18 protein-coding genes are annotated in these 20,880 nt (G+C 65.7%); 10 read left to right on the forward strand and 8 right to left on the reverse strand.

From position 1 onward, the window contains the following. Positions 1-77: 77 nt before the first annotated feature. The 3 genes from ACVWY3_RS20865 to ACVWY3_RS20875 form a co-directional block, all read right to left on the reverse strand. Positions 78-2,087: a HAMP domain-containing methyl-accepting chemotaxis protein gene (locus ACVWY3_RS20865; protein WP_456840156.1), complete on the reverse strand. Its 2,010-nt coding sequence runs from the start codon at positions 2,085-2,087 to the stop codon at positions 78-80. A gap of 279 nt (positions 2,088-2,366) precedes the next feature. Further along, positions 2,367-2,498: a DUF1127 domain-containing protein gene (locus tag ACVWY3_RS20870; protein ID WP_456843408.1), complete on the reverse strand. Its 132-nt coding sequence runs from the start codon at positions 2,496-2,498 to the stop codon at positions 2,367-2,369. Between the two features lie 89 nt (positions 2,499-2,587). Then, entirely contained in the window at positions 2,588-3,031 is a 444-nt protein-coding gene (locus tag ACVWY3_RS20875) for a nuclear transport factor 2 family protein (protein ID WP_456840157.1), read from the reverse strand. A gap of 91 nt (positions 3,032-3,122) precedes the next feature. Here ACVWY3_RS20875 and ACVWY3_RS20880 point away from each other — a divergent pair, with 91 nt between their 5' ends. Further along, a complete protein-coding gene (locus tag ACVWY3_RS20880) occupies positions 3,123-4,046 on the forward strand; it encodes a LysR family transcriptional regulator (RefSeq protein ID WP_456840158.1) in 924 nt (307 codons plus the stop codon). Positions 4,047-4,145: 99 nt separating this feature from the next. Here the strand turns inward: ACVWY3_RS20880 and ACVWY3_RS20885 are convergent, their stop codons facing one another. Continuing rightward, positions 4,146-4,766, reverse strand: coding sequence for a glutathione S-transferase family protein (locus ACVWY3_RS20885; RefSeq protein ID WP_456840159.1), 621 nt, complete (start codon positions 4,764-4,766; stop codon positions 4,146-4,148). A gap of 129 nt (positions 4,767-4,895) precedes the next feature. Between ACVWY3_RS20885 and ACVWY3_RS20890 the strand changes: the two genes are divergently transcribed. Beyond that, positions 4,896-6,173, forward strand: a complete 1,278-nt coding sequence (locus ACVWY3_RS20890) for a flavin-dependent oxidoreductase (RefSeq protein WP_456840160.1) — start codon at positions 4,896-4,898, stop codon at positions 6,171-6,173. 179 nt (positions 6,174-6,352) lie between these two features. Here ACVWY3_RS20890 and ACVWY3_RS20895 read toward each other — a convergent pair whose 3' ends face one another. Beyond that, complete coding sequence (locus ACVWY3_RS20895; protein WP_456840161.1) at positions 6,353-6,772, reverse strand: PaaI family thioesterase; 420 nt, start codon at positions 6,770-6,772, stop codon at positions 6,353-6,355. 69 nt (positions 6,773-6,841) lie between these two features. Next, positions 6,842-7,942 carry an A/G-specific adenine glycosylase gene (mutY, locus tag ACVWY3_RS20900; RefSeq protein ID WP_456840162.1) on the reverse strand — a complete coding sequence of 367 codons (1,101 nt, stop codon included), beginning with the start codon at positions 7,940-7,942 and terminating at the stop codon, positions 6,842-6,844. Positions 7,943-8,141: 199 nt separating this feature from the next. Here mutY and ACVWY3_RS20905 point away from each other — a divergent pair, with 199 nt between their 5' ends. From ACVWY3_RS20905 to ACVWY3_RS20940, 8 genes are all read left to right on the forward strand, one after another. Further along, positions 8,142-8,639 carry a DUF721 domain-containing protein gene (locus tag ACVWY3_RS20905; protein WP_456840163.1) on the forward strand — a complete coding sequence of 166 codons (498 nt, stop codon included), beginning with the start codon at positions 8,142-8,144 and terminating at the stop codon, positions 8,637-8,639. Between the two features lie 127 nt (positions 8,640-8,766). Then, on the forward strand, positions 8,767-9,438 hold the full coding sequence (locus ACVWY3_RS20910) for a DsbA family protein (protein WP_456840164.1): 672 nt from the start codon (positions 8,767-8,769) through the stop codon (positions 9,436-9,438). Positions 9,439-9,655: 217 nt separating this feature from the next. Then, positions 9,656-13,120: a chromosome segregation protein SMC gene (smc, locus tag ACVWY3_RS20915; RefSeq protein ID WP_456840165.1), complete on the forward strand. Its 3,465-nt coding sequence runs from the start codon at positions 9,656-9,658 to the stop codon at positions 13,118-13,120. A gap of 112 nt (positions 13,121-13,232) precedes the next feature. Then, on the forward strand, positions 13,233-14,210 hold the full coding sequence (locus ACVWY3_RS20920; protein WP_456840166.1) for a small ribosomal subunit Rsm22 family protein: 978 nt from the start codon (positions 13,233-13,235) through the stop codon (positions 14,208-14,210). A 138-nt stretch (positions 14,211-14,348) separates the two neighbouring features. Then, positions 14,349-14,909 (forward strand): LemA family protein, encoded by a 561-nt coding sequence (locus ACVWY3_RS20925; protein WP_456840167.1) that lies wholly within the window; start codon positions 14,349-14,351, stop codon positions 14,907-14,909. 137 nt (positions 14,910-15,046) lie between these two features. Then, on the forward strand, positions 15,047-16,255 hold the full coding sequence (locus tag ACVWY3_RS20930) for a M48 family metallopeptidase (protein ID WP_456840168.1): 1,209 nt from the start codon (positions 15,047-15,049) through the stop codon (positions 16,253-16,255). 189 nt (positions 16,256-16,444) lie between these two features. Further along, complete coding sequence (locus ACVWY3_RS20935; protein ID WP_456840169.1) at positions 16,445-17,197, forward strand: hypothetical protein; 753 nt, start codon at positions 16,445-16,447, stop codon at positions 17,195-17,197. Positions 17,198-17,259: 62 nt separating this feature from the next. Beyond that, on the forward strand, positions 17,260-17,928 hold the full coding sequence (locus tag ACVWY3_RS20940) for a hypothetical protein (RefSeq protein WP_456840170.1): 669 nt from the start codon (positions 17,260-17,262) through the stop codon (positions 17,926-17,928). A 106-nt stretch (positions 17,929-18,034) separates the two neighbouring features. Here ACVWY3_RS20940 and ACVWY3_RS20945 read toward each other — a convergent pair whose 3' ends face one another. Both ACVWY3_RS20945 and ACVWY3_RS20950 read right to left on the reverse strand, forming a co-directional pair. Then, complete coding sequence (locus ACVWY3_RS20945; RefSeq protein ID WP_011085277.1) at positions 18,035-18,574, reverse strand: adenine phosphoribosyltransferase; 540 nt, start codon at positions 18,572-18,574, stop codon at positions 18,035-18,037. A gap of 115 nt (positions 18,575-18,689) precedes the next feature. Beyond that, positions 18,690-20,855, reverse strand: a complete 2,166-nt coding sequence (locus ACVWY3_RS20950) for an anthranilate synthase component I (protein WP_456840171.1) — start codon at positions 20,853-20,855, stop codon at positions 18,690-18,692. Positions 20,856-20,880 lie beyond the last annotated feature (25 nt).

Below are 20,880 nucleotides of genomic sequence, written 5' to 3' on the forward strand. Positions count from 1 at the left end.
GCGTCCTGCCGCGGTTTGAAGGCCACGCGCATGCGCGTGGGCCACGCGCATGCGCGTGGCCTTTTGCTTTTCGAGGTTCAGGCGGCGTGGACCGAGCTCAGGAACCGCGCGACTTCGTGCTTCAGGCGGCTGCTGTCCGACGACAGCGAGCGTGCCGCCGACAGCACCTGCGATGAGGCCGAGCCGGTCTCGGAGGCGCCGCGCTGGACGTCGCCGATATTGGTCGAGACACGCTGGGTGCCATGAGCGGCCTGCTGGACATTGCGGGAAATTTCCCGCGTCGCCGCGCCCTGCTGCTCCACGGCCGCGGCCACAGTCGAGGCGATCTCCGACAGCCGCTCGATGGTGCCGCTGATCTCGCGGATCGAGCCAACCGATTCCTCGGTCGCGGACTGGATGCCGGAGACCTGCTGGGCGATCTCGTCGGTCGCCTTCGCGGTCTGCTGGGCGAGCGCCTTGACCTCGGAAGCGACCACGGCAAAGCCGCGGCCGGCATCGCCGGCGCGCGCCGCCTCGATGGTGGCGTTGAGCGCGAGCAGATTGGTCTGGCCGGCGATGGTGCTGATCAGCTCCACCACATCGCCGATGCGGGCGGCGGCCTTGGACAGCTCGCCGACGCGCGCATTGGTCCGGCTCGCCTGGCCGACCGCCTCGGTGGCGATGCGGGCGGATTCCTGCACCTGGCGGGCGATCTCGCTCACCGAGGAGGACAGCTCTTCCGTCGCCGAGGCGACGGCCTGCACGTTGGCCGTGGCTTCCTGCGAGGCGGAGGCGACTTCCGTCGACAGGTCCTGGGCACGCGAGGCGGTCGTGGTGAGCGTCCCGGCCGAGGCCTCCAGCTCGCTCGATGCCGACGAGACGGTGTCGACGATCTCGCCGACCGCCTGCTCGAACTGGTCGGCCAGCCGGACCATGTCTTTCTTGCGGCTTTCGGCCTGCCGCGCCTCGGCCTCGACCTGCTCGGCGCGCAGGCGTTCGGTTTCGACCATGTTGTCCTTGAACACCTGGATCGCCTTGGCCATGTCGCCGATCTCATCGGCCTTGCCGCGTCCGGGAATCTCGACGTCGAGATTGCCGCCGGCCAATAGCCCCATCGCACGGGTCATCGAGGTCAGGGGACCGACGAGGCTGCGGGCAGTCAGGAAGGCCACGATCAGGCCGAACAGGACGGCGATGCCGCCCGCAATCTCCTGCACCGTCGTCGTGCCGTCGATGACAGCTTCGGCCTGGGTGCGGGATTCCTTGTAGTCCTTCTTCAGGGTGGTTTCCGCGGCCCTGAGCTTGGCGATGCTGTCGACGATCAGCGGCGCGAGGTTCTTATGGTAGATCTCGTCGGCCTGGAGCATCGCCGCCGACGTGGTCTCGAACGCGGATTTATAGATTCCGAGCGAGGTCTTCACCGGCGCGAGCGTGGTGCGCAGCTCGCTCGCCTGCGGGCTCTTTTCGAGCGCCGATAGCCGCTGCATCGCTCTGTCCACATTGGTCCTGAAGTTGGCCGGCCCCTTGGTGTCGCGCAGAGCCAGAAAACGCCAGTTTGCGATTTGCACGACGAGCAGCCTCGATTCGAGATCCGCAACCAGCGCCGCGGTGTCTTCGTCGACCGCCGCGCGTGCGACGTCGACCAGCTTGCCCATCTTGACGGTCAGCTCGTCGCCGCTCGGCAGCAGCGTCGCCTTGCCCGTGCGCGCCTCGTTGACGGCATCGCCGAGATTGTCGCGCAGGCTTCGCATCCTGGCGATGTCGGCGATCAGATCGTTGTAGAGCTTCCGCCGCTCCTCGGAGGCCGTCCCCTTCGCGCCGACTTGCAGCAGCTCGGTCGCCGCGGCCTCCCGCTCGGACGCCTCCCTCATCGTGGATTCATTGGCGTCGTAGATGTAGCGCAGATTGGCCCGCTGGATCGCCTGGAGATGGGTCGAGATCTCCAGGACCCGCGCCGTGCTGTCCGAAAATGCCGAGGCCTTCGCGACCTGCTCCTGCACGGACCTCAAATTCCAGATGGCAACCACCGCCATCACGAGACCGACCGCCACCAGGGCCATGAAGCCTGCGTACAGGCGTCCCCTGATCCGCAAACGAAACTTCGGCATTCCCACTGTCCACCCAGATGCATGTGAATTCGAGCGGACCGAACGAATCCGGCAATCGTCACGGCCACCCTGGCAGCCGCGCGTCGCGCTGTGAAGGCGACTCACGCTGCACCGCGACACAATGGGGGACACTCGTTAATTGAACCTTCCAATATTTCGCGCAGACCTGCGGCGAAGCGCGCAAAATTTGCTGATTTTATAGCCAGCTATGCATGAATCGGCGCGCTCACCATCTCGGGTTGCGAAGATGAAGGGCGCGCCGATGTCCGCTCTGCCGTTTTACTTCCGCCGAATGGGATTCTTCAGCTCATACGCAATCTCCGACCGGGTCATGCCGCAGTCCTGAAGCTCCCGTTCGGTCATGGCAGCGAGCTGGCAACGGGCGCGCGACTGCTCCCGCCGAACCCGCATGACGTCCACCAGCGTCCGCCATGCTCGCACGACGATCGGCGGCCGTGACGAATGGGACCGGCCGGCCGACGCGGTGTCGTTCAATCCGGTCAGCTCGCGGCCCTCACACCCGTTTGCGGAAACGGGCCAAGCGCCTTCTCGGTCAGGGCGGAGTCGCAGTATTCCCGGATCTCCTTGATCTTGCCGTCCTCGATCTGAAACACCAGACAATAATCGTTGTCGTAGCGCACGCCCTCGGGCGTGACGTTGTCGCCCTTGGCTTCCACCACGACGATGTCGTCATCGGCGATGAAGCGGTGAGCCACGGTGCGTGTGCGATCGCGCAGGCGGGTGCGCACATAGCCGTGCAGGTCGTTGAGGATCGCCTCCTTGCCGGTGAAGGTGCGCGACCAGGAATACTGGCCGGTCACGACCCATCTGGCATCGTCGGCAAGGCTTGCGGTGAACAGGGCGCGATCGCGCGCGGCCGGATCGGGATTGGCGGCGGCGGCGAAAATATCCTGCATCAGTTTCTTGTTGGCGCTCGCGCTCATGGCGGCATCTCCTTTGGTAAGAACCACGGAGATCATCGTTTGCTGATCGAAATTCTTCAAATCGATATCAGATATGATATCTATTCACCTCATGAATTTGAACTCCCTTGACCTCAATCTCCTTTCCGCGCTCGACGCGCTGCTGCGCGAGGCCAATGTCAGCCGCGCCGCGATGAGGATTGGCCTGTCGCAGCCGGCGGCGAGTCACGCGCTGCAGCGCCTGCGCGACATTTTCGGCGATCCGCTGCTGGTGCGCACCGGCGCGCGGATGGAGCTGACGCCGCGGGCACAGGCGCTGCGCGCGCCCCTGGCGCAGGCGCTCGACCAGGTCCGCGGGCTGTTCCTGCCTGAGGACTTCGATGCCGCGCGCAGCGAGCGGCAATTCCGCCTGATGATGCCGGATCTCGCGGTCGAGCTGCTAATGCCGCCCTTGATGGAGAAGGTGACGCGCCTTGCGCCCAACGTCCGCATCGACGTCGTGCCGTGGCGGGGGCCCGCGATCTTCCACGCCGAATTTGCCCGCACCATCGACCTCGTGATCTCGATCGGCAACGCCTTCAAAGGATTTCACCGCCAGCTGCTCTACACCGATAGCGATGCGCTGGCGGTGCGGCGCGGGCATCCGGTTGGAGCGAAGCTGAAGCGACGTGAGACGTTCCTGGCCGCGCGCCATGTCGGCGTCATCATCCGCGGCAATGCTGAGGATCTGATCGACACCTGGCTGCACAGCCACGGCATCGAGCGGCACATTGCGCTGGTGGTATCGGGCTATCTCGAAGCGCTGCACGTCGCGGCGCGAACGGACCTCGTCGCCTTCGTGCCGCGCCGATTGATCGCGGCGCTGTCCAGGCAGCTCGGCCTCGTCACGGTGACGCCGCCGCTCGACCCCGGGATCGACGAGCAGTTCATGTTCTATCCGACCCGCGCGCAGATGGATCCGGGCTCGATCTGGCTGCGGCGCCTGATGCTCCAGACCGGTCGGGAGCTGGAGCAAGCCAAGCGCAAGCTCTCGTAGGGTGGGCAAAGCGAAGCGTGCCCACCTTCTGTCACTGCCGGAGAAAAGATCGTGGGCACGGCGCGTTGCGCCTTTGCCCACCCCAGCGGAGCAGTGCTCCTACGCCTTCTGCGCGTCCATAACCTTGCGGATCGCCGGGCGATTGGACATGCGCTTGAAGTGATCCGCGATCTTCGGAGTCGCGTTGATGTCGACGCTGTCCCCTTCGAGCCAGTGCGAGAGCGTGTGGAGATAGGGATCGCAGATCGTGAACTGATCGCCCATCACCCAGGGGCCTTTGAACATCTTCTGCTCGATGAGCTTGAAGCAGGCGGCCATGGTCTTCGGCACCATCGCCTTCATGTCGGCGAACGAGCTCTCCTCGGTCGCCCAGCGCGCACCGCGCATCTTGTGGGCGTGGTTGATGTGCACGGTCGAGCAGAGATAGGAGTTGAACGACTGCACTTGCGCGAAGTCGAAGGGGTCGTCGAGCGGCGCGAGCTTCGCCTTCGGGAAGATTTGCGCGATATAGGCCAGCATCGCCGGCGTCTCGGTGAGGACGCCGCGATCGGTCACCAGCGCCGGCACGCGGCCCTTCGGGTTGATCGCGAGATAGTCCGGGCTGTTCTGCTGGTTGTCCTTGAAGCTCAGCCGTTCGGCCGTGTAGTCGGCGCCGGCCTCCTCCAGGGTCATATAGGTGGCGAGCGCACAGGTGCCGGTGGCGTAGTAGAGCTTGAGCATGTCGGACCTCATGGGAAAATTGGAAATTAACGGCTGCCGGAGCCCAGGTCCATAGCACGATATCCTGTTCGCAGTTGCCCACCGCCGCCCGCCTGTGCCAAGACGCCGAGGATCGGAGGGGGATTTGTCATGACGGTACTCATCGCCGGTGGCGGCATCGGCGGGCTGACGCTTGCGCTCAGCCTGCATCAAATCGGCGTTCCCGTAAAAGTGCTCGAGAGCGTCGCGGAACTGAAGCCGCTGGGCGTCGGCATCAACGTGCTGCCGCATGCGGTCCGCGAGCTGATCGAGCTCGGGCTGATGGACAAGTTGGATGCCAGCGGTGTGCGGACCCGCGAGCTCGCCTATTTCTCAAAGCACGGCAAGCCGATCTGGAGCGAGCCGCGCGGGTTGGAAGCCGGCTACAAATGGCCGCAATTCTCGATCCACCGCGGCACGCTCCAGCAAATCCTGCTCGATATCGCGGTCGAGCGGCTCGGCCGCGAGAACATCCTGACCAGCCATCATCTGACCGGCTGGACTGAGACGGCCAACGGCGTGCGCGCCGACTTCATCGACCGGGCGACCGGCAAGGCCGCCGGCAGTTATGATGGCGCGATCCTGATCGCCGCCGACGGCATCCATTCCGCCGCGCGCGAAAAGCTCTATCCGCAGGAGGGACCGCCAATCTGGAACGGCCGCATCCTCTGGCGCGGCGTGACGCCATCGAAGGCCTTCCTCACCGGCCGCACCATGATCATGGCCGGCCACGAAATCCTGAAATTCGTCTGCTATCCGATCTCCAAGGAGCCGGACGAATCAGGCAACCATCTGATCAACTGGGTGGCCGAGCGGCACATGCCGCCGACCTATCAGTGGCGGCGCGAGGACTATAACCGCACCGCGCGGCTCGATGAGTTTTTGCCCTGGTTCGAGAGCTGGCAGTTCGATTGGCTCGACGTGCCCGGTCTCATCAGGAACTGCCCGCACGCTTACGAATATCCGCTGGTCGACCGCGATCCAGTGTCGCAATGGACATTCGGCAAGGTCACGCTGATGGGCGATGCCGCGCATCCGATGTATCCGATCGGCTCCAATGGCGCCTCGCAGGCGATCCTCGATGCCCGCGTCATCACCCGCGAGATCCTGGCGCACGGCCCGACGCAGGCCGCGCTGCTAGCCTACGAGGCCGAGCGCAGGCCGGCAACCACCGACCTCGTCCTGCTCAACCGCAAGAACGGACCCGAGCAGGTGATGCAACTGGTCGAGGAGCGCGCGCCTGATGGCTACAAGGTGGTCACCGACGTGCTGTCGCAGCAGGAGCTGGAAGACATCGCTGCGAACTACAAGCGCGTCGCGGGATTCCAGGTGGAGGCGCTCAACGCCAAGCCGCCGATCGTGAGCAAGGACGCGCGCGCGGAGATGTAAGGGTCATTCCCTGATAGCGCGGCTTTCCAGGGTTCGTCATGCCCGGGCTTGTTCCAGGGCATCCACGTTCTTCGTTCCGCTTGGCAAGGCGTGGATGGCCGGGACAAGCCCGGCCATGACGATGCAGAAGCTTGGGCGCGCGAACGCTGACATCGTACGCGAAGCGGAAAGCGCCCGCCTTATTTCACCACTCTCGCCGCCTCCAACAACCTCTCGCTGGCACTCGCCGTCGCCAGCACCGTGCCGTCCTCCGCCGTCAGCTTGCCCTCGATGAACGCGATCGTCTTCCCGAGCTGCGTCACCTTGGCTTCGCCGATGATCGGCCCGGGCTTTGCCGGCGCCAAAAAGTTCACTGTCATGCTGATGGTGGTGGTGTAGAGCCGGCCCTCGCTCATCACCAGCACCGCCGGACCCATTGTGTCGTCGAGCATGGAAGAGAGCATGCCGCCCTGGATGAAGCCCGCGGGGTTGCAGAACTCCGGCTTGCCGTCGAAGGAGAGCTTGATCCAGCCCTCTTCGGGGCGGGCGTCGAGCAGGCGCCATCCCAACAGCTCGGCGCAGGGCGGCCTCGGAAAATTGTCGAGCGCGGTCTTGACCATGCGGCACCTCCGTTGCTGCCGACAGGTAACCGAGCCCTGCTGACACCATAGTGGCAGCAGGATAGCCGGCTAGAGGTCCAATGCGTGCGCGATCACCTTGCGCATGACGTTGGGCAGCGCCTCGTTCGCGAGGGTCGCGATCGGCACCCAGCGCATGCCTTCAGGCGCGCGCGTGCGAGCCTCGGCCTTCGCCGTGTAGACCACCAGCTCCAGCGGAAAATGTGTGAAGACGTGGGTGACGACGCCCACCTTGCGCTGCCAGCGCGACAGCCCAGTCAATTCGGGCGCCTGCTGCTTCGCCGTCGCATCCTCCTGGCCGGCGAGCCAGTCCGAGCCCGGCACTTCCGTCATGCCGCCGAGCAGGCCCTTTTCGGGCCTTGAGCGAACCAGCAGGTCGTCGCCGCGCGTGACGACGAAGGCCGCGCCACGCCGCAACGTCCCGCTCTTCTTCGGCGCCTTGCGCGGGAAGGTCTCCTGCGTGCCCTGCGCACGCGCGGTGCAATCCTCGTTCAACGGGCACAGCGAGCAGGCCGGCTTCTTCGGCGTGCAAATCGAGGCGCCGAGATCCATCAGCGCCTGCGCGCTGTCGCCGGCGCGAGAATCCGCCAGCAGCGTCGCGGCCAATTGCTGGATCAGCGGCTTCGCCTGCGGCAGCTCCTCCTCGACCGCGAACAGCCGTGACACCACGCGCTCGATATTGCCGTCGACCGGCATGGTGCGGTGGCCGAACGCGATTGCCGCAATCGCCGCCGCTGTATAAGGGCCAATGCCCGGCAGTGTCCGCAGCCGCTCCTCCGTGTCCGGAAACACACCGCCATGTTCCTGCGTGACGGCAACGGCACAGGCGTAGAGATTTCGTGCGCGCGAATAATAACCGAGCCCGGCCCACATCCGCAGCACCTCGTCCTGCGAAGCGCTCCCCAGCGCCGTGACGTCAGGCCAGCGTGCGACGAATTTCTCGAAGTAGGGCCCGACCGCCTTCACCGTGGTCTGCTGCAGCATGATCTCCGACAGCCAGACGCGATAAGGGTCCGACGCCTCGCCCGGCGCGGCGCGCCAGGGCAACCGGCGGCGATGGCGGTCATACCATTGGAGGAGCGCGAACGGACGCGATGTGGTCTCCGGCAGGGAAGGTTTCGGCTTCGGCTTGCGGACGGATCTGGAACTCATGCCTCACTGTAACGGCAAATGCACCGGCCTCTCTACGTCATGCCCGCGCTCGTCGCGGGCATCCACGTCTTTCTTCGAAGGAAGAACGTGGATGGCCGGGACATAGACGAGCGAAGCGACGCCGTCCTTCGGACGGCTATGCCCGGCCGTGACGAGCCGCGGGCCTGTGGTCCACCCGCCGAAGTGCTATAAGGCGCCCATGTCCAAATCCGGCCCCATCTTCAAACCCGGTCCTATCAGCGCGAAGCCACTCGGGATCCTGCTCAACGACGTCTTTGCCGAGGCCTATGCCAAGCAAGGTTTTGCGGCGCGCGAGCTGGTGACGCGGTGGGCGCAGATTGCCGGGCCCGAGATCGCGGCCCATGCCGAACCCCTCAAGATGCAGTGGCCGCGGCCGGTCGAGGGCCAGCCGCAGGAGCCGGCGACGCTGGTGCTGCGGGTCGAGGGCCCGATGGCGCTGGAGATCCAGCACTCCGCCGACGTCATCCTGGAGCGGGTCAACCGCTTCTTCGGCTGGAGCGCCGTCGGCAAGCTGGCCTTCCGCCAGGCCCCCCTGTCCCGTCCCCAGGTCCGGAAGCGACCTGGCCCGCCGGACCCCAAGAGCGTCGCCAAGGTGGCGGAAAGCCTCGTGGGCATCGAAGATGAAGAGTTGAAGACGGCGCTGGCGCGGCTCGGGGCCGCCATCAAGCGAAATTGAGCCTCATTCCCTGGCTATTCTGGACCGGTCCTTGTCCCTCGCCATTGCCTCGAACGAGGTTTCAAGCTAGCGACAGGCCGCCCGAACGGGAACCTCGGGCAACACCTCGCCAATTCGGGAGCCGACCGTGATCATCACCCGCCGCGCCTTCACCACGATGCTGTCGCTGACCGGGCTTGCCGCGGTCGCCGGCCTCTCGCCGCTGCGGTTCATCTCCGAGGCAATGATCCCTGAAGCAAAGGCGCAGACCGCCGCCGACGTCGCCAAGCCGGTGTCGCTGCCCGACATGGCGCTCGGCCCGAAGGACGCCCCGGTCACCATCACCGAATTCGCCTCGATGACTTGCCCGCATTGCGCGGCCTTCAACGAGCAGGTGTTCCCCAAGATCAAGTCGGAATACATCGACACCGGCAAGATCCGTTACATCTTCCGCGAGTTCCCGCTCGACATCAAGGCCGCGGCCGGCTCGATGCTGTCGCGCTGCATCGCCAATGGCGACGCGCCGAAATACTTCGCGGTCACCGACATGCTGTTCCGCCAGCAGAGCGACTGGGTGATGAAGAACACCACCGAGACCCTGACGCGGATCGGCAAGCAGGCCGGCCTGACCCAGCAGCAGGTCGAGGCCTGCCTGAAGGATCAGGCGCTGCTCGACAAGATCGCCGCCGACCAGAAATACGCCAGCGACATCTTGAAGGTGGATTCGACGCCGACCTTCTTCATCAACGGCGAGAAGATCAAGGGCGAGGCCTCGTTCGAGGAGTTCGCCAAGAAGATCAACGCGCTGCTCAAGAGCTGATTCGCTCGTCAAGATCCTGATTCTCATCTCGAAAGCCGTATCATTCCCGCCATAAATCCCTTGGGAAAAGCGGCTTTCGCCGGTTGCCCTCGCGGCGCCCGGCGGCCATTGTCCAGCCGCACGAGCCGCCTCGCGCGACTCGCCCAGACAGCGACATTGCCTTCCATGGTACTGTCCCGGCAGGGGGATTCGCGCCTGCCAACAGAGATGCGTGCTTATGAAAATCACCCGCCTGCGCCTTCACGGCTTCAAGTCCTTCGTTGAGCCCACGGACTTCGTCATCGAGCCCGGCCTGACCGGCGTGGTCGGCCCCAACGGTTGCGGCAAGTCGAATCTCGTCGAAGCGCTGCGCTGGGCGATGGGTGAGACCTCGTACAAGAGCTTGCGCGCCGCCGACATGGACGCGGTGATCTTCGCCGGCTCCGGCAACCGTCCCGCGCGCAACCACGCCGAAGTGACGATGACGATCGACAATGCCGATCGCACCGCGCCGGCGGCGATGAACGACAGCCAGATTCTGGAGATCTCCCGCCGCATCGAGCGTGAGGCCGGTTCGGTCTATCGCATCAACGGCCGCGACGTGCGCGCCCGCGACGTGCAGATCCTGTTCGCCGACGCCGCCACCGGCGCGCGCTCGCCAGCCCTCGTCCACCAGGGCAAGATCGGCGAGATCATCCAGGCCAAGCCCGAGCAGCGCCGCCGCGTGCTGGAAGACGCCGCCGGCGTCGCCGGCCTGCACGCCCGCCGGCACGAGGCCGAGCTGCGGCTGAAGGCCGCCGAAACCAACCTCACCCGCGTCGAGGACGTGATCGGCCAGCTCTCCGGCCAGATGGAAGGCCTGAAGAAGCAGGCCCGCCAGGCCGTGCGCTATCGCGAGGTCGCGGCCAAGGTCCGCAAGGCCGAGGCCACGCTGTTCCACCTGCGCTGGATCGGCGCCCACGCCGACGTCAACGAGTCCGGCCAGACCCACGACCTCGCCGTGCGCGAGATGGCCGAGCGCACGCAGCACCAGGCCGAAGCCGCCCGCATCCAGGCGATCCGCGCCGCCGAAATGCCGGCGCTGCGCGATGCCGAAGCGCGCGCCGCGGCCGGGCTGCAGCGCCTCACCAATGCCCGCGAGCAGCTCGACCGCGAGGAAGAGCGCGCCAAGGAGCGCGTCGCCGAGCTCGAGCGCCGGCTTGCGCAATTCGAGGGCGACATTTCCCGTGCTCAACAACAAACCATGGATGCCGACGTCGCGCTACAGCGGCTCGACACCGAAGACGCCGAGCTGAAGGAAGAGATCAAGTCGCGCGTCGAGAAGCGGTCCGGCGTCGACGAGCGCGTCGCCGAGGCCGAGGCTGTGCTGACCGAGACCGAGCGGCAATTCGCCGAGCTCACCACCGCGCTCGCCGACCTCACCGCCAAGCGCAATCAACTGGAAGCCAATGTCCGTACCCATCGCGACAAGCTCGCCCGGCTCGACCAGGAGATCGCGAACGTCACCGCCGAAGAGCAGAAGCTTGCGCAGGAGACCGGCGGCTTCGGCGATCTCGACGAGCTGACTGCTCTGGTCGAGACCGCCGAGCAGACGCTGGCAGCCTCCGAAGCCGCGGCGCAGGCGAGCGAAGCCGCGCACCTCGCCGCACGCCAGACGCTGGAATCCTCGCGCTCGCCGCTGAATGAAGCCGACAAGCGCGTGCAGCGCCTGGAGACCGAAGCGCGTACGATCTCTAAAATCGTCAATGGCGAGACCAAGAACCTGTGGCCGCCGATCATCGACGGCATCACCGTCGACAAGGGTTTTGAAAAGGCGATCGGCGCCGCGCTCGGCGACGATCTCGACGCACCGGTCGACCCGTCGGCGCCAATGCGCTGGACCAATGCCGGCGTCACCGAGGGCGATCCGGAGCTGCCCGAGGGCGTCACCCCGCTCGCCAACCACGTGCAGGCGCCGGCCGAGCTGGCGCGCCGCCTGGCGCAGATCGGCGTGGTGCCGCGCGAGCGCGGCGCTGAGCTGGTCTCGCAGCTCAAGACCGGCCAGCGGCTGGTCTCGCCGGAGGGCGACGTCTGGCGCTGGGACGGCTTCGTCGCCGCGGCGCACGCACCGACCGGCGCCGCGCGGCGCCTTGCCGAGCGCGCCCGCCTCGTCGACATCGAGAACGAGCTGGAGCAGGCCCGCATCGACGCGCAGATCAAGCGCCAGGCGCTTGAGAATGCCGAGTCCGAATTGCAGATGGCCGCCAGCACCGAAGCTGCCAGCCGCGAAGCCTGGCGCGCCGCGCAGCGCGAGCTCAACACCGCGCGCGAGCGCCATGCGAGCGCCGAGCGCGAGATCAGCCGCCACGCGGCGCGCAAGGCGACGCTGTCGGAAGCGCACAGCCGCCTCGCGGCAGACCGCGCCGAGGCCGAAGCCGCCTACGAATATGCCGAGGCTGGCATTAACGAGCTGCCGTCGAGCGAGGACACCGAGACCCGCCTCGCCGCCGTCCGCAGCGACATCGAGGCTCATCGCCGCATGGCCGCCCAGGTCCGCGCCGAGGCGCAGGCACTGGCGCGCGAGGCCGAGCTCGCCGACCGCCGCGTGCAGGCCATCCTCGCCGAGCGCACCGAGTGGCAGAACCGCAAGGAGAGCGCGGCCTCCCATATCGACACCATCCAGGCCCGTATCGCCGAGCTCACGATCGAGCGCAGCGAGCTCGAGAACGCGCCGCAAGTGTTCGCTGAGAAGCGCAGCGCACTGATCACCGAGATCGAATACGCCGAGAACGACCGCCGCATGGCCGCCGACGCGCTGGCGACCGCGGAGACCGCGATGGCCGAGACCGACCGCGTCGCCAAGCTGACGCTCGAGGCGCTCTCCAGCGCCCGCGAGGCCACCGCGCGCGCCGAGGAGCGCATGGAAGGCGCGCGGCGCCGGCTCGAGGACATCGAGCGCGAGATCCGCGACATGCTCGAGGTCGAGCCGCAGGCGGTCGCGGGCCTTGCCGAGATCGAGCCCGGCGCAGAGCTGCCGCCGCTGCACGACATCGAGGAAGACCTCGAAAAGATGCGCCGAGACCGCGAGCGCCTCGGCGCAGTCAATTTGCGCGCCGAGGAAGAGCTGCGCGAGGTCGAGACCCAGCACACGGGCCTCGTCACCGAGCGCGACGACCTGGTCGAGGCCATCAAGCGGCTGCGTCAGGGCATCCAGAGCCTCAACAAGGAAGCGCGCGAGCGGCTCCTGACCTCGTTCGAGGTCGTCAACAACCATTTCAAGCGGCTGTTCGTCGAGCTGTTCGGCGGTGGCGAGGCCGCCCTGCACCTGATCGAGAGCGACGACCCGCTCGAGGCCGGTCTCGAGATCATCGCAAAACCGCCGGGCAAGAAGCCGCAGACGCTGTCACTGCTCTCGGGCGGCGAGCAGGCGCTGACCGCGATGGCGCTGATCTTCGCGGTGTTCCTGACCAACCCCTCGCCGATCTGCGTGCTGGACGAAGTCGACGCGCCGCTCGACGACCACAACGTCGAGCGCTACTGCAACCTCTTGCACGAGATGACCGGCTCGACCGACACTCGCTTCATCATCATCACGCACAATCCGATCACGATGGCGCGGATGAACCGCCTGTTCGGCGTCACCATGGCCGAGCGCGGCGTCTCGCAGCTGGTCTCGGTGAGCCTGCAAGAGGCGGTGGATATTCTCGACCAGAACGTGGCTTGAGAGGATTGACCGTCATTCCGGGGCGATGCGCAGCATCGAACCCGGATCTCGCGCTACAATCTCTAGATTCCGGGTTCGCGCTTCACGCGTCCCGGAATGACGCGAGGTTGTTATGATCGCCCCCACGCTCCCCGCCGAATTGAAAGCCGCCCTCGACGGCAAGCTTCAGGGCTTCTCCCGCGCCGACGCTGCCCAGCGGGCGCAGAAAATCTCGACCACCTATCGCGCCGGCGGCGGCTCCGGCACGATCAAGTCGGAGGCCGATGCGCTGGCTTATGCGCTGGCGCGCATGCCGGCGACCTACGCGGCCGTGACCGCGAGCCTGAATGCGCTGACCGAAATCGCTCCTGATCTCGCCCCGGAGACACTGCTCGATGTCGGCGCAGGTCCAGGCACCGCGACCTGGGCCGCCGCTGAGGCGTTTCCATCGCTGCAGGATTTCACCCTGCTCGACGCCAACACCACGCTGAGCCGGCTTGCGCTCGAATTGGCACGCGACAGCTCGCGCCTTTCGGAGTGCCGCTATCTGCCGGGCGATGCCGGCGGCAACCTCGGCGAGCTCTCGCAAGCCGATCTCGTCATCGCCAGCTACATCATCGGCGAGCTCAGCGAAGGCGACCAGCGCATACTCGCGGAGGCAATGTGGGCCAAAGCGCGCCGCGCGCTGGTCGTGATCGAGCCCGGCACGCCCGCGGGCTACGCCCGCATCCTCGCGCTGCGCCAGCAGCTGATCGCGGCTGGCGCCTACGTCGTTGCGCCCTGCCCGCACGAAAAACCCTGCCCGCTCACAGCACCCGACTGGTGCCATTTCAGCCAGCGCCTGCCGCGCTCGCAGGCGCACCGGCAGATCAAGGGCGCCGAGGTCCCGTTCGAGGACGAACGCTTCATCTACGTCGCCCTGACCCGTACGCCGCCAACAACGCGTGCCTCACGCGTGCTGGCACCGCCCGATGTCGGCAAGGCCGAGATCGCGGCCAAGCTCTGTACCGAGGGCGGCGTCGAACTGGCAAAGGTCGCCCGCCGCGATAAAGCCACCTATGCAGGTGCCCGGCGCTGGCGCTGGGGCGATGCCGTTGTTGCCGAAAGTTAACCTCATTCAAGGCTTTCGCCTTGAACTTGGATGGTTCCCGGTTCGACCAAGTCTTACTTGCCCTCTGCGCCGGGGCTCTCGCCCTGCGCCAATTTGGTCTACCCTAACGCCCGCCTCAATGCCCTTCAGGAGTCCTCCATGTCGACCGGCTGGATCGTTCTCGGCGTCATCGTCGTCCTCGTATTCTTGGCCTTCAGCGCCTACAACCGCCTGGTGGCGCTGAGCCAGCGCGTCGGCCAGGCCTTTGCCGACATCGACGTGCAGCTCAAGCAGCGTCACGACCTGATCCCGAATCTCGTCGAGACCGTGAAGGGCTATGCCTCGCACGAGCGCGGCACGCTCGACGACGTCATCAAGGCGCGCAATTCGGCGATGTCGGCGCAGGGTCCGGCACAGGTGTCCGCGGCCGAGAACCAGCTCTCCGGCGCGCTCGGCCGCCTGATCGCGCTGTCGGAGGCCTATCCCGACCTCAAGGCCAACGCCAATTTCCAGCAACTCGCATCCGAGCTCTCCGACCTCGAGAACAAGATCGCGGCGAGCCGCCGCTTCTTCAACAACGCGGTCCAGGAGTACAACACCGGCATCCAGCAGATGCCCGCCGCGCTGTTCGCCGGCATGTTCGGCTTCACTAGAAAGGACTTCTTCGATCTCGGCGGCAGCCGCACCGAAGTCGAAGCGACGCCTCAGGTGAAGTTCTGATTGCTGCTCACCAAGGGTGTCATTCCGGGGCGATGCGCAGCATCGAACCCGGAATCTCTTCGAGATCACCAACCTCTGGATTCCGGCTTCAGGCCTGTGGCCTGCACCGGAATGACAAAGGTTAAACGGAAGCAGCCATGGCCGCGTATGGTCTCTACACGCATATCGCCTCGAACAAGTTTCGTTCGATGCTGCTGCTCGCCGGCCTGTTCGCTTTGGTCTATGTGCTGGTCTATGCCGGTGCGTTGGTCGCCGAAGTCCTCATCGACAGCAACCGGACCGCCGCCTTCTACCTGAGCCGCGCCTTGCATGATCTGATCGTCGCCGCGCCGATTGCGACGGTCGTCACAGTGGCCTGGGTCGTGATCGCCTATTTCTTCCACCAGTCGATGATCGACGCGGTGACCGGCGGCCACGACATCACCCGGCAGGAGGAGCCGCGGCTCTATAACCTGCTCGAAAACCTCTGCATCTCGCGCGGCATCACCATGCCGAAGCTGAAGATCATGGAAAGCCCGGCGCTGAACGCGTTCGCGACCGGCCTCAACCCGCGGCAATATTCGGTCACCGTCACCACCGGTCTCCTCGATGCGCTGAATGACAAGGAGATCGAGGCGGTGCTGGGGCACGAGCTGACCCACATCAAGAACGGCGACGTGCAGCTGATGGTGGTTGCCGTCATCATCGCCGGCGTGGTCGGCTTCTTCGGCGAATTGTTCTTCCGCGTGTTCACGAATTTCAGCTGGAACACCAGCGGCGGCTCGTGGTCGTCGGGCTCCTCCTCGTCGTCGCGGTCGTCCTCCTCGTCGAGCGACAGCAAGAGCTCCGGCGGCGGCGCGGTGATCGTCATCATCATCGCGGTCGTGCTGATCGTGGTGGCCTGGCTGATGTCGCAGGTGGTGAAGCTGGCGCTGTCGCGCTCGCGTGAATTTCTCGCCGACGCCGGTTCGGTCGAACTGACCAAGGATCCTGATGCCATGATCTCGGCACTGCGCAAGATCGAGGGCCGCGGCGAGCTGCCGGGCGCGACCTCGGCGGTGATGGAGCTTTGCGTCGACAATCCGCGCGAGGGCTTTGCCGATTTGTTCGCGACCCATCCCTCGGTGCAGTCGCGCATCGACGCGCTGGTCAAGTTTGCCGGCGGCCACGATCCCGGCCCGTTGCCCGACCCGGCTGAAGCGACGGATCAGCCCGAGCCGCAGTCTGATGCGCAGACCACCCCGCCGCCACTGTCGCAGGGACCGTGGGGCGATGCAGCCGATCCGGCCAGTCCGCCGCCCGTCCCCGCGTCCAGACCCTCCGGAACCGCGGCTTGCAATCCCATCGGTCCCTGGGGCCGCCGTTGAAGCAGGCACCGCATGCGGCGGTTTCGCAACGATCAGGAAAAACCCCCGCGAATAGCCGCATGAGCGTGCCGAGGATTTGAATTCTCCCTTGTTTCTGCCATGTTCGCGCCCAACAGCAGACTCGGGACATCGATTTGGGGCCCGGCCGATTGCGACCTCGCGATCGGGGGCGCGCGTTAGGGGACAGCAATGGCAAAGCCGGCAGTGGTTGTGGTGGGCGCGGACAAGGGCGGGGTCGGCAAGACCACGGTATCGCGCACCCTGCTCGATTATTTCTCAGCCAACAACGTGCCGACGCGCGCGTTCGACACGGAGTCGCCGCGCGGAACCCTGAAGCGCTTTCACCCTGATATCACCGAGATCGTCGACATGACGACGACAGCCGACCAGATGAAGATCTTTGACACGCTCAACGCGGTCAGCCCGTCGGTCACCGTCATCGACGTCCGCGCCGGCCTGCTCTCGCCGGCGCTGGCCTCGCTGCGCGACATCGGCTTCCTCGATGCCGCCAAGGCCGGCCAGATCACCTTCGCGGTGTTCCATATCCTGGGCCCCTCGATCGCCTCGCTGGAGGAGATCGCCGAGACCGCCGGCTTCATGACCGGCGCGAAATACTTCCTGGTGAAGAACTTCATCAACGACACCCAGTTCTTCCAGTGGGATCAGGCGACCTACAATTCCTACTTCCACCGCATCAAGGACGCCACCGAGCTGACCATCCCCAAGCTCAACGAAATGGCCTATGAGCAGGTCGAGGTGTCCTCCGTTCCGTTCCTGAAATTCGTCGCCAACAAGGGCATCAGCGACGAGGCGGCGAACTATTCGTTCGTGCTGCGCGGCTATGTCCGGCACTGGCTGGCCAATGTCTGGAGCGAGTACGACCGCATCCGCCTGACCGACATCGTCGGTTCGAAGCCGGTGACCCGCAACAGCGAAAAATAGTTGCGAACCTCGGGCGGATACGGCTGGATTGGGCGGCAAGTTCGCTCAAATAATCATCCGCAATGTCCGCGACACCCGTCTACATCATCTGCTCGCCCCGCCCGCAAGTCGGCAAGACCCTGCTGGCGCGGCTCCTGAGCGAATTCCTGCTGCTGAAGAACGGCAATGTGGCGGCCTTCGACGTCAACCTGAAGGAGCCGTCGCTGCTCGACTATCTGCCGAAGATCACGGAGACCGCCGACGTGATCGACACCTACGGCAAGATGCAGCTGATGGACCGCGTCATCGTCGATGACGGTCTCGCCAAGGTGATCGACCTCGGCTTCCACGCCTTCGACGAGTTCTTCAAGATGACGGAGGAGATCGGCCTGCTCAAGGAAGCGGCACGCCGCCATGTCGCACCGCAGATCATGTTCGTGGCCGACACCGACCGCGTCTCGGCCCGCGCCCACGCGATGCTGCGCGGACAGATCCCCCGGATGAACCTGATCACGGTGGACAATGAATATGTCGTCCGCGGCGAGCTGCCCGCCGCGATGGAAGGCGGCCGTCTGTTCCGCCTGCCCGCGCTGCCCGGCTTCCTGAAGACCTATATCGACCGGCTGACCTTCTCCTTCACCGGCTATCTGCGTCAGGAGAAGGACTCCTCGACCGAGCTGCACCAGTGGATCCGGCGCAATTATCTCGCCTTCCGCGAGCTGGAGCTCAACCTGATCCTGCAGCGGTCATAGAGTGTGCTCGGCCGACGAACTCCACCTCTCCCGCAGGGAGAGGTGGACGGAGGCCGCAGCCGACAGCAATCCAAACAAAATAGCCCGGGCGCTATTCTACGCCCCCTCAGTGTCCCTCGAACGTCATCAGCGTGCGCACCGGCACGTCCATGGCGCGCAGCTTGGCGGCGCCGCCGAGCTCGGGCAGGTCGATGATGAAGCAGGCGGCGACGACATTGGCGCCGATCTGGCGCAGCAGCTTCACGGCGCCCTCGGCGGTGCCGCCGGTGGCGATGAGATCGTCGACCAGGATGACGCGCTCGCCGGGCTGGATGGCGTCGACATGCATCTCCATCTCGTCGATGCCGTATTCGAGCGAATAGGCGATGCGCACGGTGGTGTGCGGCAGCTTGCCTTTCTTGCGGATCGGCACGAAGCCGGCCGAGAGCTGATGCGCCACCGCACCGCCGATGATGAAGCCGCGCGCTTCCATGCCTGCGACCTTGTCGATCTTGTTGCCGGCCCAGGGATTGACGAGCTCGTCGACGGCGCGGCGGAATGCGCGCGCATCCGCGAGCAGGGTCGTGATGTCGCGGAACATGATCCCCGGCTTGGGATAGTCGGGGATGGTGCGGACGCTCGCCTTCAGGTCGTGGTCAAAGGTCATTCGTTTCTCGTTTCATGTCATTCCGGGGGTGTGCGTAGCACCGAAGCCGGAATCTCGAGATCCCGGGTCTGGTGCTTGCGCATCATCCCGGAACACGAGGTGAAATATCCTGCACTCAATTCGTCCCGGCATCCAGCCGGAACGCATTCTCAACAATCTTCAAGCCCACCTCGCCGCCGAGCGACATCAGCGATTCCGGGTGGAATTGCACGCCGGCGACCGGCAGGGTCTTGTGCTCCAGCGCCATGGCGACGCCGTCCTCGGTGCTGGCGGTGACGCTTAGCACCTCCGGCATGCTGTCCCGCTCGACGAACAGCGAGTGGTAGCGGCCGATGACGATCTCGTTCGGCAGATTGCGCATCAGGCGGCCGCCGCGCACCTGCACCCGCGAGGGACGGCCATGGGCGGGATGGGTCAGCTGGCCGAGTTCGCCGCCGAAATATTCGCCAATCGCCTGCACGCCGAGGCAGACGCCGAACACCGGCAGCTTCTTCTCCAGCGCCGCATCGATCGTCTTCCTGATCCCGAAATCCTCAGGGCGCCCAGGGCCGGGCGACAGCACCAGCAAGTCCCACCTCTTCTGCTTGAGCATGTCGAGCGCATGCACATAGCGGACCACGGTGACGCTGGCGCCGACCTGGCGGAAATAATCGGCGAGCATGTGCACGAAGCTGTCGTCGTGGTCGATCAGCAGCACCTGCTTGCCCGAACCGGTCGCATCGGGCGCAAAGGTCGAGAGCGGCTTCGGCGGATCGCCGCGCAGCGCCTGGAATAAGGCGGCAGCCTTGACCTGGCACTCGCGGTCTTCAGCGGCCGGATCGGAGTCGAACAGGCAGGTGGCGCCGACGCGCACCTCGGCGAGGCCATCCTTCATGCGGATGGTGCGGATGGTGAGGCCGGTGTTGATGCTGCCGTCGAAGTTCACCGCGCCGATCGCGCCGGCGTACCAGCGCCGCGGCGAGCGTTCGTGATCCTCGACGAACTGCATCGCCCACAGCTTTGGCGCACCGGTGACAGTCACCGCCCAGGCATGGGTGAGGAAGGCGTCGAGCGCGTCGAAGCCGGGGCGCAGCATGCCCTCGACATGATCGACAGTGTGGAACAGCTTTGAGTAGGTCTCGATCTGCCGCCGCGCCAGCACCTTGATGGTGCCGGGGACGCAGACGCGCGCCTTGTCGTTGCGATCGACGTCGGTGCACATGTTGAGCTCGAACTCGTCCTTCTCCGAGTTCAGCAGCTGGCGGATCTGCTCGGCATCGCCGATCGCATCGGTGCCGCGTGCGATCGTGCCCGAGATCGGGCAGGTCTCGACGCGGCGTCCGTCGGAGCGCACGAACATTTCCGGCGAAGCCGAGACGAGAAACTCGCCCTCGCCGAGATTCATCAGCGCGCCATAGGGCGACGGATTGATGACGCAGAGCCGCTGGAAGACTTCGGCCGGCGAGCGGTCGCACGGCTCGGCGAACAGCTGGCCGGGCACGGCCTCGAACAGATCGCCGCGTGCAAACGCCGCGCGCGCGGTCTCGACGGTCGCCTGATACTCGCCTGGGGCGTGATCGGCAAAACCCTGGCGCGGCGTCTTCAGATACGGGCTCTCGGCGGTCTCGCGCGGCAGACCTTCCGTCGACTTGCCCTTCCAGGCGAAATCGTAAGTGAGCACCACGCCGCGGCCGGTGGCGCGGTCATAGGCCAGCAGGCGATCGGGCACGTACAGCACGATGTCGCGCTGGTCGGCCTCGCGCGGGCGCTTCTGCACGAGATCCTCGATCTGGAACACGAGGTCATAGGCGAAGGCGCCGAACAGGCCGAGCAGGCCATCGTCATTGGAGGAGAAGGCGGCGACGATGTCGCGCACCAACGACATCACGCTGGCGCGCCGCGTGCGCTGGTCCTCATCGACCGGCGCCTCGCCGCGAACGATATGGCCGGCAAGGCGCGTTGGCATCTTTTCGGAGATCACGACGCAGGGCTCGCGCAGCACGTCGCCGAGGAAGGCGATCAGAACCTCGCCACGCCCGTTCAGGGCTTCCAGCTTGAAATTGACGCTCGTGGTCTCGAGCTTGAGCGGCGGATCGGAGAAGCCGAGGTCAAAACTCTCGTAACGGCCGGGCACGGTCGTGCCCGAGGACAGCACCACGCCGCGGCGGCGATCAAGCAGGTTGATGAGGTCGTCGAGCCGGTTGGCGCCGCCGGTGAATTGCTCCGCCACGCGCGTGATCGCGAGACCCGCGCGGGTGGCGTACTCACTTCTGGCCGGGAGGGCAAAGACTGTCCTGTTCATGTGGTCCTCTTACGAAACTTGTCGA

The organism is Bradyrhizobium sp. USDA 4486, assembly GCF_054057995.1.

What these genes read in the sequence shown, in the direction of transcription:
- ACVWY3_RS20925 (WP_456840167.1), top strand. Translation starts at nt 14,349, where the DNA reads ATGTCGACCGGCTGGATCGTTCTCGGCGTCATCGTCGTCCTCGTATTC.
- ACVWY3_RS20895 (WP_456840161.1), bottom strand. Translation starts at nt 6,772, where the DNA reads ATGGTCAAGACCGCGCTCGACAATTTTCCGAGGCCGCCCTGCGCCGAG.
- ACVWY3_RS20865 (WP_456840156.1), bottom strand. Translation starts at nt 2,087, where the DNA reads ATGCCGAAGTTTCGTTTGCGGATCAGGGGACGCCTGTACGCAGGCTTC.
- ACVWY3_RS20940 (WP_456840170.1), top strand. Translation starts at nt 17,260, where the DNA reads ATGTCCGCGACACCCGTCTACATCATCTGCTCGCCCCGCCCGCAAGTC.
- ACVWY3_RS20905 (WP_456840163.1), top strand. Translation starts at nt 8,142, where the DNA reads ATGTCCAAATCCGGCCCCATCTTCAAACCCGGTCCTATCAGCGCGAAG.
- ACVWY3_RS20945 (WP_011085277.1), bottom strand. Translation starts at nt 18,574, where the DNA reads ATGACCTTTGACCACGACCTGAAGGCGAGCGTCCGCACCATCCCCGAC.
- smc (WP_456840165.1), top strand. Translation starts at nt 9,656, where the DNA reads ATGAAAATCACCCGCCTGCGCCTTCACGGCTTCAAGTCCTTCGTTGAG.
- ACVWY3_RS20880 (WP_456840158.1), top strand. Translation starts at nt 3,123, where the DNA reads ATGAATTTGAACTCCCTTGACCTCAATCTCCTTTCCGCGCTCGACGCG.
- ACVWY3_RS20875 (WP_456840157.1), bottom strand. Translation starts at nt 3,031, where the DNA reads ATGAGCGCGAGCGCCAACAAGAAACTGATGCAGGATATTTTCGCCGCC.
- ACVWY3_RS20890 (WP_456840160.1), top strand. Translation starts at nt 4,896, where the DNA reads ATGACGGTACTCATCGCCGGTGGCGGCATCGGCGGGCTGACGCTTGCG.
- mutY (WP_456840162.1), bottom strand. Translation starts at nt 7,942, where the DNA reads ATGAGTTCCAGATCCGTCCGCAAGCCGAAGCCGAAACCTTCCCTGCCG.
- ACVWY3_RS20920 (WP_456840166.1), top strand. Translation starts at nt 13,233, where the DNA reads ATGATCGCCCCCACGCTCCCCGCCGAATTGAAAGCCGCCCTCGACGGC.
- ACVWY3_RS20930 (WP_456840168.1), top strand. Translation starts at nt 15,047, where the DNA reads ATGGCCGCGTATGGTCTCTACACGCATATCGCCTCGAACAAGTTTCGT.
- ACVWY3_RS20870 (WP_456843408.1), bottom strand. Translation starts at nt 2,498, where the DNA reads ATGCGGGTTCGGCGGGAGCAGTCGCGCGCCCGTTGCCAGCTCGCTGCC.
- ACVWY3_RS20935 (WP_456840169.1), top strand. Translation starts at nt 16,445, where the DNA reads ATGGCAAAGCCGGCAGTGGTTGTGGTGGGCGCGGACAAGGGCGGGGTC.
- ACVWY3_RS20950 (WP_456840171.1), bottom strand. Translation starts at nt 20,855, where the DNA reads ATGAACAGGACAGTCTTTGCCCTCCCGGCCAGAAGTGAGTACGCCACC.
- ACVWY3_RS20885 (WP_456840159.1), bottom strand. Translation starts at nt 4,766, where the DNA reads ATGCTCAAGCTCTACTACGCCACCGGCACCTGTGCGCTCGCCACCTAT.